Annotated in this window: 12 protein-coding genes; 1 reads left to right on the top strand and 11 read right to left on the bottom strand. The window is 32.7% G+C overall.

The features are described 5' to 3' along the window. Positions 1-279: 279 nt before the first annotated feature. From DWX74_RS09520 to DWX74_RS09485, 8 genes are all read right to left on the bottom strand, one after another. On the bottom strand, positions 280-630 hold the full coding sequence (locus DWX74_RS09520; protein ID WP_040410701.1) for a carboxymuconolactone decarboxylase family protein: 351 nt from the start codon (positions 628-630) through the stop codon (positions 280-282). Between the two features lie 198 nt (positions 631-828). Continuing rightward, the gene (locus DWX74_RS09515; protein ID WP_118549738.1) at positions 829-1,596 is read right to left on the bottom strand and encodes a SigB/SigF/SigG family RNA polymerase sigma factor; all 768 of its coding nucleotides are present in this window, start codon (positions 1,594-1,596) and stop codon (positions 829-831) included. Further along, positions 1,596-2,003 (bottom strand): ATP-binding protein, encoded by a 408-nt coding sequence (locus DWX74_RS09510; RefSeq protein WP_242649230.1) that lies wholly within the window; start codon positions 2,001-2,003, stop codon positions 1,596-1,598. Before DWX74_RS09510 ends, DWX74_RS09515 begins: the two co-directional genes overlap by 1 nt. 3 nt (positions 2,004-2,006) lie before the next feature. Continuing rightward, positions 2,007-2,324 (bottom strand): STAS domain-containing protein, encoded by a 318-nt coding sequence (locus DWX74_RS09505; RefSeq protein WP_118549737.1) that lies wholly within the window; start codon positions 2,322-2,324, stop codon positions 2,007-2,009. Between the two features lie 48 nt (positions 2,325-2,372). Next, positions 2,373-2,681 (bottom strand): DUF948 domain-containing protein, encoded by a 309-nt coding sequence (locus tag DWX74_RS09500; protein ID WP_118549736.1) that lies wholly within the window; start codon positions 2,679-2,681, stop codon positions 2,373-2,375. A gap of 1 nt (position 2,682) precedes the next feature. Beyond that, positions 2,683-3,024 carry a YtxH domain-containing protein gene (locus DWX74_RS09495; RefSeq protein ID WP_006440938.1) on the bottom strand — a complete coding sequence of 114 codons (342 nt, stop codon included), beginning with the start codon at positions 3,022-3,024 and terminating at the stop codon, positions 2,683-2,685. Between the two features lie 197 nt (positions 3,025-3,221). Continuing rightward, the gene (locus DWX74_RS09490) at positions 3,222-3,476 is read right to left on the bottom strand and encodes a DUF3343 domain-containing protein (RefSeq protein WP_118549735.1); all 255 of its coding nucleotides are present in this window, start codon (positions 3,474-3,476) and stop codon (positions 3,222-3,224) included. A gap of 75 nt (positions 3,477-3,551) precedes the next feature. Further along, positions 3,552-4,826 carry a double-cubane-cluster-containing anaerobic reductase gene (locus DWX74_RS09485; RefSeq protein ID WP_040410702.1) on the bottom strand — a complete coding sequence of 425 codons (1,275 nt, stop codon included), beginning with the start codon at positions 4,824-4,826 and terminating at the stop codon, positions 3,552-3,554. Between the two features lie 294 nt (positions 4,827-5,120). Between DWX74_RS09485 and DWX74_RS09480 the strand changes: the two genes are divergently transcribed. Further along, positions 5,121-7,241: a CocE/NonD family hydrolase gene (locus DWX74_RS09480; RefSeq protein ID WP_118549734.1), complete on the top strand. Its 2,121-nt coding sequence runs from the start codon at positions 5,121-5,123 to the stop codon at positions 7,239-7,241. A 63-nt stretch (positions 7,242-7,304) separates the two neighbouring features. On the opposite strand, the gene gyrA is transcribed toward DWX74_RS09480, so the two are convergent. The 3 genes from gyrA to recF are packed head-to-tail and all read right to left on the bottom strand — an operon-like array spanning position 7,305 to position 12,779. Further along, entirely contained in the window at positions 7,305-9,755 is a 2,451-nt protein-coding gene (gene gyrA / locus DWX74_RS09475) for a DNA gyrase subunit A (RefSeq protein ID WP_118549733.1), read from the bottom strand. A 15-nt stretch (positions 9,756-9,770) separates the two neighbouring features. Then, positions 9,771-11,672 (bottom strand): DNA topoisomerase (ATP-hydrolyzing) subunit B, encoded by a 1,902-nt coding sequence (gene gyrB / locus DWX74_RS09470; RefSeq protein WP_118549732.1) that lies wholly within the window; start codon positions 11,670-11,672, stop codon positions 9,771-9,773. Then, positions 11,673-12,779: a DNA replication/repair protein RecF gene (gene recF / locus DWX74_RS09465; RefSeq protein WP_118549731.1), complete on the bottom strand. Its 1,107-nt coding sequence runs from the start codon at positions 12,777-12,779 to the stop codon at positions 11,673-11,675. Positions 12,780-12,783 lie beyond the last annotated feature (4 nt).

Here is a 12,783-nt window from a genome sequence, read left to right as displayed (position 1 = left end):
TTCTGTGTTCGGAATGGGAACAGGTGTATCCTCTCTTCTATAATAACCACATATTCTTTAATTGTTGTGACAACTTATCGCCGTCGCAAGTATTATATTATCATCTTCTTTATTAATCGTCAATACTTTTTTAAAACTTTTTTTTAATTTTTTTTAAAAGTTTATTTTCGATTGTTTCGAAGTGATGAAATATATTCTATAACATAAAAAGACCAATGTAAAGTATTAATTTACATTGGTCTATATTTTTTCTAAATAGATATATTAATAAATATTAAATTATTTATAATCTTTTTCAAACTCATTAACAGCATCCATTAATGTAGTTGCTACATATGCTGAAGCAGGTCCACCACCAAATGCTATAGCTACACCAGCTGCTTCTAATATTTCTTCTTTTGTACAACCAGCTTTAAACGCATTATTTACATGTCCTACTATACAATATTCACATCTACTAAAAGCTGCTATACCTACTGCTATAAGTTCTTTAGTTTTTAAATCAACAGCTCCATCTGATAAAACTGCTCCTGCAAACTGTCCAAATCCCTGTGCTATCTCTGGTTTATTAGCTGCAAAATCTGCCATACCTTTTGATGTTGCTTCTGCCATTGCTCTTACGTCTTTCATAGTTAGACCTCCTAAAAAATTATAATCTCTAACTATGAAATTACCACTTGAAAACCTTATTTTCAACACTTTATATAAAGTATAGTTTTAAATTATAACCAATATTCTATATATAGATAAAAGCTTTTTTTACTATTCCTATCTTTAACAAAAAATAAAAAGTGCTACTCAAAGCATTGAATAGCACATACATATCATCTATATTTTTTCGTATTCTTTTCTTAATTTTTCTACTACCTTTTTTTCTAATCTCGATACTGTCATCTGTGAGATATTAAGTTCTGTTGCTATAACAGACTGAGTCTTATTATGGAAGAACCTATCTTTTAAAATCTTAACCTCTAACTCATTTAAATTCTGCATAAATCTGTTGAGAAAATCTTTTTGCTCTATATTGCCAAAATCTTTTTCTTCAACGCCAACTCTATCAGAAAGAGTAAGATCGTCTTCAGAATCATCTCCACCTGAAGCGTCAAGTGATACAGGCTGATAACTATATGAAGCCTCCATAGCCTCAAGAACATCTTCTTCTCTGCATCCTATATACTCAGCTATATCATTAACTGAAGGATGTCTTTTCTTTTCCTGCTCAATTGCTATCTTAGCATTACTTATTTTCTTACTAAGCTCTTGAATTCTTCTAGGAACTCTCATAGTCCATACTTTATCTCTAAAATACTTTTTAATCTCCCCTATAATAGTCGGAGTAGCAAAACTAGAAAATTCAAATCCCTTGCTAATATCGTATCTATCTATTGCATAAATAAGCGCTAAAGAAGCTACCTGATAGATATCCTCATAATCTACACCCTTATTTATATATTTTTTAGCGAGTATTCTAGCTAGATAAAGATGTCTTTCTATAAGAATATTTCTTATATCGATATCCTTGTTATCGCTGTACAGTCTAAAAAGCTCTTTTGTATCCATATCCAGGTAGTTTGCAGCTCCTGCTACACTTTTCATTAAATATCAGCTCCTAAATATTTAGTCATTCTAATAACTGTACCTTCATTTTCTATTGATTCTATACTTACCTCGTCCATTAACGTTTTAATAATAAATAAACCTAAACCACTTTCTTTAGGCATATCTAAATCAGGCTCCTTTATAGCCTCAACGTCACAACCTTTACCGTTGTCTTTTATCTCTATACAAATTCCAGATTCAAACATCTTAAAAGTTATAAAAAACTTATCATCATCACTGTGTTTTATAGCATTAGTACATGCTTCAGAAACAGCAACCTTCATATCTTCTATATCATCAATTGAAAAACCAATTTTGTTGGCTATTCCTGAAGTAGTAAGTCTTATAATGCTTACATACTCTGGATTTGAACTTATCTCCATTTTTATAGTTTCATAAGTCAATTTTTATCCCTCCACATTAAATATTTTATCAAGCCCCGTAATTTCTAATATCTTTCTTACGTTACTTCTAGGATTACTAAGGTATATACCCTTACCATTGACTTTCAATCTTTTTAGCACGCCTACCATTACTCCTAGACCAGTTGAATCAATATACTCTAATTTATCTAAGTCTATTTTTATATTTTGAGAATTTTCATCAACAAGATCATTAAGAGATTTTTTAAATACCTCTGCACTAGAAACATCAAGTTCTCCAATAAGAGCAACATTCCACACATTCTCTTCTACATTAAAAGATGAATCTATTTTTATCGACATATCACACCTCCAAATTAAAATTATATCCCATAAAATATCCTTAATTTATTATTTGTCTTTTTTCTTCTTATTTTTTCTTTTTTTCTTTATAAAACCAAATATATTTATATAGCTTCCTATACTGCTAGCGGTTTCTACTAAACTGTCTACACTGTCTGTTATAGATGAAACATTATTAATAATATTATTTATATCTTTTTCATTTTCATCCACTATTCTTGTAGCTCTAGTAACAAGAGCATTTGCATTATCTATAGTCTTAGATGCACTGTTTAAAGTCTTTGCTAAATACACAGCAATTATTATAGCAGAAACACCTAATAAAACTCCACATACCTGCCATCCAATTGCATTCATATTAAAGCTCCTCTTCTTTATCTGTATCTAAAACAATATCGTCATCCATATCGTCTTCAACCTCTTTAAATGTTCTGCTGATTACTATATTTTCATCTTCTAAATCCACGTCTTCGTATCCATCTTCATCTACTTCGAATAAAGTTTCTGAAAAAGTACTTATTCTATTCTTTACAGAATCAAAAGTATTTTTAACAGTTTCTTCTGGATTTTCTTTTATATCTTCAAATTTTTCTTTTGCGTCCTTTCTAAGTTCAGATCCTTTTTTAGGCGCTAAAAATAATCCCGCCACAAAACCTACTATGGCACCAAATATCATTAATCCACCTTTTTTGCCGCTCATTGAAAATCAGCTCCTCTCTTTTTTGTATACAATTATTATAACATATAAAGCTATAACTTCATTATAAAAAACTACTTCTATCGTTAACAAAAAATACTTTTATTCTACACTTTTAAAATCTGATTATTATTTAATCTCATAATAAAAGGAGACTCCCGTTAAAGGAATCTCCTCATATAAACACTACTATTTTGAACTTAACAGTATCTATCCCTAGATGCGTTAAAGTCCTTTTCAATCCAGTCAATTTCCAAAATCTCTATTTTCTTTTCTTCTGCAATCTGTCTTATACTCTCAATATCTTCTTCTTCAATCATTAAAGAAATACCGCAGCATTTGCTAAGTTTTCTAGGAGTCGGAGCTATGACTGCTTTTATTTTTGCATTATTTAGTTCTTTTTTTAACCTCATACCATTTTCATGGTTGTTAAAAAGCACATAATACTGTTTCATTTACATCATTTCCTTTGCTCTACAAAGAACATCTCGTTCCTTTTGATAATATACTATTATTCTATCAATAATATATTATTTTTCAAGCATTTCTATAAATGCACTTACTCTTGTTCTCATCTGCTGAGCATCACTATCTGTGTAGTCAGTTTCTATTCCAAGAACTGGTATACCTGCTTTTTTAAGTTCTCTTTCTACTAGGAATCCTTCAACATCGTAAGTACTACAGAATTTTAAGTTAACATCTATAACACCGTCAACATTGTATTCTTTAGCGTATCTTATTATATCGTCTATTCTAGCTCTATTTGGAGTGAAGCAAGCACAGTTTATACCCATGTATCTATTAGCAAGGGCATCTATCTGTCCATCTAAATCTGTCTGAGTTTCGTCTACAAGATTTTCAAAATATCTAGCACCAGTACACATTTCTTCACATACAACTGCTCCACCGCTAGTTTCTATTATGTTGTGTATTTTCCAGTTTGGTATAGCTAAAGGAGTACCAGTTAGAAGTATTCTCTTAGTTCCTTCTGGGAATACACTAACACCCTCTTCTACTCTCTTTTCTAATTCGTCGCAAAGTTTGTTAGTCATCTGAGTGAAACGAGTTGGATCATCATAGAATGCTATCTGAGATATTAATAATACGTCTTTACCACTTATTGGTAATTTTTCATTTTTTCTTAATTCATATAGACGTTTAAGAGCTCTTCTCTTATCGTTTATAAGTTTTATACTTTCTCCTAAGCTTTCTGCTGTTACTTCATTTCCAGTTACTTCTTCAACAACTTTTTTGAAGTCTTTTATTTCTTCAGCCCAAGCTTTTATATCTTTTTCTCTCTTCATCTGAGGTAAATCCATTACATGAACAGGGACATCTTCGGCTAATATTTCCCATGCTTTTTTCTTTCCATCGCAAGTAGTTTCTCCAACGTACATATCTGCTATACGGAAGAATGGACATGTTCTATCTAATCTAGCACCTACTGATGCTTTTATTAATGGACATGTATTAGATGGAAGAACTTTTTCTCCACCTGGTACCCAGAACTGAGAACCACCGCAAAGACCTGTAGCTATTGCTTTAGCTGCAAATACTATTTCATCTGGAACATAAACGCAGAAAGTACCGAATACTTTTCCACCATTTTTCTGATGTTCAACTAGTTCTGCTGGTCTAACACCATGTATTTCAGACACTACGAAATCATAGTAATCCATTGATTCTGGACGGTTTTCCTGAGATAAATAAACATCTCCAAAAGCCTGAGGTAATACTTCACATAATTGGTCATGAGTTTCAAGATCCATACCTAGATCTTCCCACATTTTATGATAATCTGCCATTTCAAAAATCCCCCTTAAAAACATAATTTTTTAGATATTTACTAACCAAACGTATTCAAAATATCTGACATTTTAAATTTAACACATTTCCTTTATGATTTTCAATTGGAGAGGTTGAAAATGCTATTGTTTATAAGTATATCTATTTATAACTATATAGATTAACTCTATACCAGACTTTTATAGTCTATTTTGATGTGTTGACTAATTTTTCGATAATATCTATACTATTTTTGTAAACGTTTTATTGTTGAATAAAATGTTTATACTTATAGTCAAAGGGGGAGAAAAGTTATGACTAAATATAGTAAAGTTCCAGTATTTGAAAACGGAATGGCTCAGCCTGTATTTCCTTTCACTGATGGGAAAACAGGAGAAAATTATAATCCAGCTACTTCTGACATAGTAAGATACTGCGTATACGTTGAATCTGACTACGATATGGATGGAGATGGAAAAAGAGACCTTATAAAAACTCTTATTCAGGTTCCAAGAAGTGCTGTTGAAGGAAACTACAAAGCAGCATCTTTATTCGAAGCTCGTCCATACTGTGCTGGTGTAAATGAAGATGGCTACGACCACATGAAAGAAGTTGCAGAAAAAGAATACAGAAAATTTGACTTTGCAGACCTTAAAAAAGAAGTACCTGCTCGTATACCTACAGGTTCTATAAGTGCTATGGATCTTGCATTAAAGTCAAATGCTTCTGATTGGTACTACAAAGACAAAGGAAATAACGACAGCATGGTATATGAAAACCTTGAAAACTTCAACTACTACCTTGTTCGTGGTTTCGCAGTAATCATAAGTGCAGGTTTTGGAGCTCTTGGCTCAGATGGATTTAACTTTGTTGGCTCTGAATTTGAAAGAGATGCTTTCAAATCTGTTGTTGAATGGCTTCATGGAGATCGTGTTGCTTATGCAGATAGAGAAGGTACAATAGAAACAAAAGCTGATTGGTCAAATGGAAATGTAGCAATGACAGGTAGATCTTATGCAGGAACTATGCCTTTCGCTGTTGCAACAACTGGTGTTGAAGGTCTTAAAACAATAGTTCCAGTTGCAGGAATATCTGACTGGTATAGCCAGCAGAATATGCAGGGTTCTCAGCGTTATTGGCCAAAAGAAGTATTAAATAGCTTCCTTGCTTACTTCTGCTCAAGTAGATACAACGATGAAACTTTATCTGAAAAAGAATTAGATGATATAGCTGCATTCCACCACGAACTTAGTCTTCAGCAGTTAAGCTGTGGTTCTGACTACGATGAAGAATTCTGGGGTGCTGGAAACTACCGTCTAAACTACGATAAAATAAAATGTAGTGCTCTAATAGTTCAGGGCTTAAACGACGAAAATGTATCTACAAAACAGTTTGAAATGATGTACAAAGCGTATAAAAAATCTGGACAGACAGTTAAAACAATAGTTCATCAGGGACCACATATAACTCCTACTATGGCAAATAAAAACTACGGTATCCTTATAGATGGAAATTTCTACGATGATATAGTAAATAAATGGATATCTCATTATCTATACAATTTAGACAACTGTGCAGAAGAAATGCCAGAAGTTTTAGTTCAGACAAACTACGACCAGAATAAATGGGAAACTTGCGATTCTTGGGAAACTGCATTCTCTATGAAACTAGAAAGTGCTGAATCTGGTGTATCTGTAATAGATACTGATTGGGAATCAGCTGGTGTTTGTGCTGAAAACTTTGACGAAGCTATGAGTCTTAAATCTTCAAATATGAATAAACGCTTTGTAACAGCTCCTCTTGATGAAGAACTTACTATACAGGGAACTGTTCATCTAAATTTAAAAGCTGCATTAAAAGATGGGGATATAGAAAATGACTTCAATCCTGAAAACAGAAACGATGCAGACTCATTAACTATGAAACTTGGCGATTCTAAAGTTACTGGTAGAATGGACGACGTTAAATTAGTTGCTATGCTATACGATGTATGCGATGAAAAATTTGACAGTATACAGACAGTAGATCCAGAAAGAAATATAATACCTGTTGTAAAAGTTCAGGAAAATGGTGTAATAAATGGTGGAGATTTACCATCATTTGACCTTTGTGAATTTGAAACTGTTCATAAAAATTATCGCCCAATAACTCGTGCATATGCTGACCTTTGTAATCCAGAAGCTGGATATGAACCAGAAACTGCTATAAACAGCATAGAGCTTAAAAAAGGTGAATACCATGAGTACAATATATATCTAAATGCAACTAGATATACTGTTAAACCTGGACACAGTCTTGCACTTGTTATAACAACAGAAGACCCTGTAAACTGTTTAATACACAAAACTTACTCAGTTGAAATAGATAACGCTTCTGTAAATGCAACTGTTCCTGTAACAGCAGAAAGCAGCAACCTAAAAACAACTATAAAATAATATATTAAACACATAATAAAAAGGGTTATGCTCAATTAAAAGCATAACCCTTTAACTTTTTATCTATTCTTCTGTTTCATTTTCTTCATCAGTAGTTATTTTTGCAATAGATACTATGCTAACTTCTTCATCTACATTCATAAGTTTAACTCCGCTAGTTACTCTTCCAAATATAGATATCTCACCTACTTTGATTCTTATTAATACTCCATCAGAGTTTATTATCATCATTTCATCATCTTCAGCTACCATTTCAGCTCCGACTATTGAACCAGTTTTTTCAGATATGTTGTAAGTTTTTATACCTTTACCAGCTCTTATCTGACTTCTGTATTCTTCAAGATCAGTTCTCTTTCCAAATCCATTTTCACTTACTACAAGCATATCAGTACCTTCACTAGCTAAGCTCATAGATACAACAGTATCTCCTTCGCCAAGTGTAATACCTTTAACACCCATAGCAGTTCTTCCCATATCTCTAACGTCTTTTTCAGAGAATCTTATAGACATACCATTTCTAGTTACAAGCATAACATCCTGATCCCCATCAGTTAATTTAACTCCTATAACCTCATCGCCTTCTTTAAGACCTATTGAGATTAATCCAGATTTATTGATATTCTTGAAGTCGCTTATCTTAGTCTTTTTAACCATACCCTTCTTAGTAGCTATTAGAAGATATTTATTTTCTTCTTTTCCATCTACATCTATTAGAGTAGCTATTTTTTCTCCAGGTCCAAGCTGAAGTAGATTAACTATTGCAGTTCCCTTAGCCTGTCTCTTTCCTTCTGGTATTTCGTATGCATTTAATCTAAATACTCTACCTCTATTAGTAAAGAATAATAATCTACTGTGAGTAGTTGTACTTATTAGGTGTTTTACGAAATCTTCTTCTCTTGTTGTAAGAGCTGATATTCCTCTTCCACCTCTCTTCTGACTTCTGTAAGTATCAGCAGGAAGTCTTTTTATATATCCAAAGTGAGTAAGAGTTATAGCTATTTCTTCTTCATCTATAAGGTCTATAACATCTATTTCACCTTCTGCATGCTGAATTTCTGTTCTTCTTTCATCAGTATATTTATTTTTGATTTCTATTATTTCATCTTTAATTACTCCAAGTAATACTTCTTCGCTTGCAAGTATTTCTTTTAATTCAGCTATTTTTTTCATTAATTCGTCGTATTCAGCGTCTATTTTTTCTCTTTCTAATCCTGTAAGTCTGTTAAGTCTCATTTCAAGGATAGCCTGAGCCTGAATTTCTGTTAGACCGAATCTTTCAATTAATTTTTCTTTAGCTTCTAAAGAAGTTTTTGAAGATCTTATTGTTTCTATTACAGCATCTATATTATCTAGTGCTATTTTTAAACCTTCTAATATATGAGCTCTAGCTTCAGCTTTATTTAGCTCGTATTTAGTTCTTCTTGTTACAACATCTTTCTGATGTTCTATGTAGTAATGAAGAACTTCTTTAAGATTTAAACATTTTGGCTCTCCATTTACAAGTGCTATCATAATAACACTTATAGTTTCTTCCATCTGAGAATGTTTGTATAGATTATTTAAGATTATGTTGGCATTTACATCTCTCTTAAGCTCTATAACTATTCTCATACCATTTCTATTACTTTCATCTCTAAGGTCTGATATACCTTCGATTTTCTTGTCTTTTACAAGTTCAGCTATTCTTTCAACTAATCTCGCTTTATTTACCTGATATGGTATTTCTGTTACAACTATCTGCTGTTTTCCTTTTGGAAGTTCTTCTATTTCAGCCCTAGCTCTAACTTTTATCTTACCTCTACCTGTTCTGTAGGCTTCTTTTATGCTTTCAGTTCCCATTATTATTGCACCAGTTGGGAAGTCAGGTCCTTTTACATAAGCCATTAATTCTTCAACATCTGACTCTGGTTTATCTATTAGATGAACTGTTGCATCTATTACCTCTCCTAAATTGTGAGGAGGTATAGATGTAGCCATACCAACTGCTATACCATTAGATCCATTTACTAATAAGTTAGGGAATCTTGCTGGTAACACTAATGGTTCTTTTAAAGATTCATCAAAGTTTGGTCCAAAGTCTACAGTTTCTTTATCTATATCTCTAAGTAATTCTAGTGATAATTTACTCATTCTGGCTTCAGTATAACGCATCGCAGCTGGTGAATCCCCATCTACTGAACCAAAGTTCCCATGACCGTCAACTAGAGGCACTCTTGTTGAGAAGTCCTGAGCCATTTTAACCATTGCCATATATACTGAACTATCACCATGTGGATGGTACTTACCTAGAACGTCCCCGACAATACGGGCTGATTTTCTATATGGTTTATCTGGAGAAAGATTTAATTCATTCATAGAGTATAATATTCTTCTATGAACTGGTTTTAATCCATCTCTTACATCTGGAAGAGCACGCCCGACGATAACGCTCATTGAATATTCTATGTAAGATTTTTTCATCTCACTAGCTATTTCTATCGGAAGTATTCTGCTAGTATTTTTTTCGTCCTGCATTTTTTATCTCCTCTCCTATACGTCTAGATTTCTAACATATTTTGCATTTTCCTGTATGAATTCTCTTCTTGGAGCAACTTTATCTCCCATAAGCATAGAGAATATTTCATCAGCTATTGCAGCATCTTCTATAGTAACCTGTAGAAGAGTTCTTGTTTCTGGGTTCATTGTTGTATCCCAAAGCTGTTCTGGGTTCATTTCCCCAAGCCCTTTATATCTCTGTATATCGTATTTATCTCTACCTATTTCATTAAGTAGGTCGTCTAATTCTTTATCTGAGTATACATAGTATTCTTTCTTCTGTTTAGTAACCTTGTATAGAGGTGGCTGTGCAGCATACACATATCCCTCTTCTATTAAAGGTCTCATATATCTGAAGAAGAATGTTAATAATAGTGTTCTGATGTGTGCACCATCGACATCGGCATCGGTCATTATTATGATTTTATGGTATCTAGCTTTTTCTAAATCAAAATCATTACCTATACCACATCCGTAAGCAGTTATCATATTTTTTATTTCATCAGAAGCTAATATTTTATCTAATCTTGATTTTTCAACATTTAAAATTTTACCTCTTAAAGGAAGTATAGCCTGAGTATTTCTATCTCTACCCTGTTTTGCAGAACCACCGGCAGAATCCCCTTCGACTAAGAATATTTCACTCTTAGATGGGTCTTTTTCTGAGCAGTCTGCAAGTTTTCCTGGTAGAGAAGTACTTTCAAGTACGCTTTTTCTTCTAGTTAATTCTCTAGCTCTCTTAGCCGCTTCTCTAGCTCTCTGTGCTCTTAAAGCTTTATCAACTATAACTTTTGCTGTATTTGGATTTTCTTCAAGGAATGATCCTAATTCCTCAACAGTAACTCCATCAACTATACCTCTCATGAAAGTATTACCAAGTTTTGTCTTAGTCTGACCTTCAAACTGAGGATCTGGAAGTTTTACAGATACAACAGCTGTAAGCCCTTCTCTTATATCTTCTCCTGAAAGATTAGAATCTTTATCTTTTAAAGCCCCATTTCTCTTAGCGTATTCATTTATAGTTTTTGTAAGAGCTGCTTTAAATCCTGCAAGGTGTGAACCACCTTCGTGAGTATTTATATTATTTGCAAATGAATATATATTTTCTGTATATCCATCTGTATACTGCATAGCTATTTCAACTAAGCAGTCATCTACTTTTTTGTCTATATATACTATATCTTCATGTATTCCTGTTCTAGACTTATTAAGGAATTTAACGTATTCAACAAGACCTCCTGTATAGTGGAAATCTCTATATTTTTCCTTACCTTCTCTTTTATCCTCAAATATTATTTTTATTCCTTTATTTAAGAATGAAAGCTCTCTAAGTCTGTATTCAAGAGTATCGAAGCTAAACTCTATCTCATCAAAAATTTCTGCATCAGGCATAAAAGATATTATAGTACCTGTATGATCTGACTCTCCAACTACTTCTAACTTAGTTTGAGGATTTCCTTTTTTGTATTCCTGTCTATAAGCCTTTCCATCTCTGTGAACTTCAGCCACTAGCCATTCAGAAAGCGCATTAACAACAGAAACCCCAACACCGTGAAGACCTCCAGATACCTTGTATCCTCCACCGCCAAATTTACCACCGGCATGAAGAACAGTAAGTACTGTTTCAAGAGTTGATAATCCAGTCTTTGGATGAACCTCTACTGGTATCCCCCTACCGTCATCTTCTACAGTTATACTTCCATCTGCATTTATAGCAACGTATATTTTTGAGCAATTTCCAGCAAGTGCCTCATCTATACTATTGTCTACTACTTCGTACACTAAATGATGTAGTCCTCTAGGACCAGTTGATCCAATGTACATTCCAGGTCTTTTTCTAACGGCTTCTAAACCTTCAAGAACCTGAATTTGACTTGCACCGTATTCCTGTTTCATTTAATTTCCTCCATTCTCCGTTTTAACTACTTTTCCATTATCTATATAAAAAACTGTAGTATTATTCATATCCAGTACGTTTTTATGTAGATACTCAGCAGTTGTAATAAACATTTGAACATCTTTTAGATTGTCGACCAAAAGCTTTTGTCTTTTTTCATCGAGCTCACTAAAAACATCGTCCAAAATTAGAAGTGGATATTCTCCAACTTCTCTATTTATAAGTTCTATTTCAGATAATTTCAACGATATAGACGCTGTCCTCTGCTGCCCCTGAGAACCATAAAGTCTAACATCTAGTCCATTTATCTGAATTAAAATATCATCCTTATGAATCCCATATCCGCTGATTCTCATATCTAAATCGTGTTTTCTCTTATCTTTTAAAATACTAATAAACTTATCTTTTATACTAGATTCCTCATCTAGTTGAATCTGACTTTTATAAATAACATTCAAATCCTCTTTATTATCTGTCAATCTAGAGTGCATATCTTTAGAAATTTCGGCAATTCTTTCAATAAATTTCTTTCTAAACATAAAAATTTTACTTCCATAATCTGCCAAACTCTCATCGTATACATCTAAGAGATTTAAATCTGGATTTATATTTTTTAAAAGCTTGTTTCTATTCGCCAAAATTTTATTGTAACCAGTTAAAAGACCATAATATCCAGGCACAATCTGGCTTATTTCCCTATCTATAAAGCTTCTTCTTATTTTAGGACCATCTTTAACCAATCTCAAATCTTCAGGCGAAAAAATAACGACATTTATATTTCCCAAAAGCTCAGCTAATTTTATAATAGGTATTTTATTTACCTTTATTCCTTTCTTAGCCTTATTTATAGCTATTTCAACCATTCCTTTTCTATCATTTTTTTCATAACCACCTCCGACATAGAGATTTTCTGTATTAAATTTAATAAGTTCTCTATCTCTATTTGTTCTAAATGATTTTCCAAATGCCAATAAGTAAATAGCTTCTGCTATATTGGTCTTTCCCTGACCATTAGAGCCTAGTAATAGGTTTATTCTATCGTTAAATTCGATATATAGCTTGTCGTAATTTCTATAATTAACCAATTGAAGATTTTTTAGTTTCACAAAA

The organism is Peptoclostridium sp. AF21-18 (assembly GCF_003478825.1).
Taxonomy (GTDB): Bacteria; Bacillota; Clostridia; order Peptostreptococcales; family Peptostreptococcaceae; genus Peptacetobacter.
The sequence above is the reverse complement of the archived record's forward strand: the minus strand, read 5'-3'. Positions and strand labels throughout refer to the sequence as shown.

Coding starts and splice junctions, on each gene's coding strand:
- DWX74_RS09520 (WP_040410701.1), bottom strand. CDS start 630: ATGAAAGACGTAAGAGCAATGGCAGAAGCAACATCAAAAGGTATGGCA.
- DWX74_RS09515 (WP_118549738.1), bottom strand. CDS start 1,596: ATGAAAAGTGTAGCAGGAGCTGCAAACTACCTGGATATGGATACAAAA.
- DWX74_RS09505 (WP_118549737.1), bottom strand. CDS start 2,324: ATGTCGATAAAAATAGATTCATCTTTTAATGTAGAAGAGAATGTGTGG.
- DWX74_RS09500 (WP_118549736.1), bottom strand. CDS start 2,681: ATGAATGCAATTGGATGGCAGGTATGTGGAGTTTTATTAGGTGTTTCT.
- DWX74_RS09495 (WP_006440938.1), bottom strand. CDS start 3,024: ATGAGCGGCAAAAAAGGTGGATTAATGATATTTGGTGCCATAGTAGGT.
- DWX74_RS09490 (WP_118549735.1), bottom strand. CDS start 3,476: ATGAAACAGTATTATGTGCTTTTTAACAACCATGAAAATGGTATGAGG.
- DWX74_RS09485 (WP_040410702.1), bottom strand. CDS start 4,826: ATGGCAGATTATCATAAAATGTGGGAAGATCTAGGTATGGATCTTGAA.
- DWX74_RS09480 (WP_118549734.1), top strand. CDS start 5,121: ATGACTAAATATAGTAAAGTTCCAGTATTTGAAAACGGAATGGCTCAG.
- gyrA (WP_118549733.1), bottom strand. CDS start 9,755: ATGCAGGACGAAAAAAATACTAGCAGAATACTTCCGATAGAAATAGCT.
- gyrB (WP_118549732.1), bottom strand. CDS start 11,672: ATGAAACAGGAATACGGTGCAAGTCAAATTCAGGTTCTTGAAGGTTTA.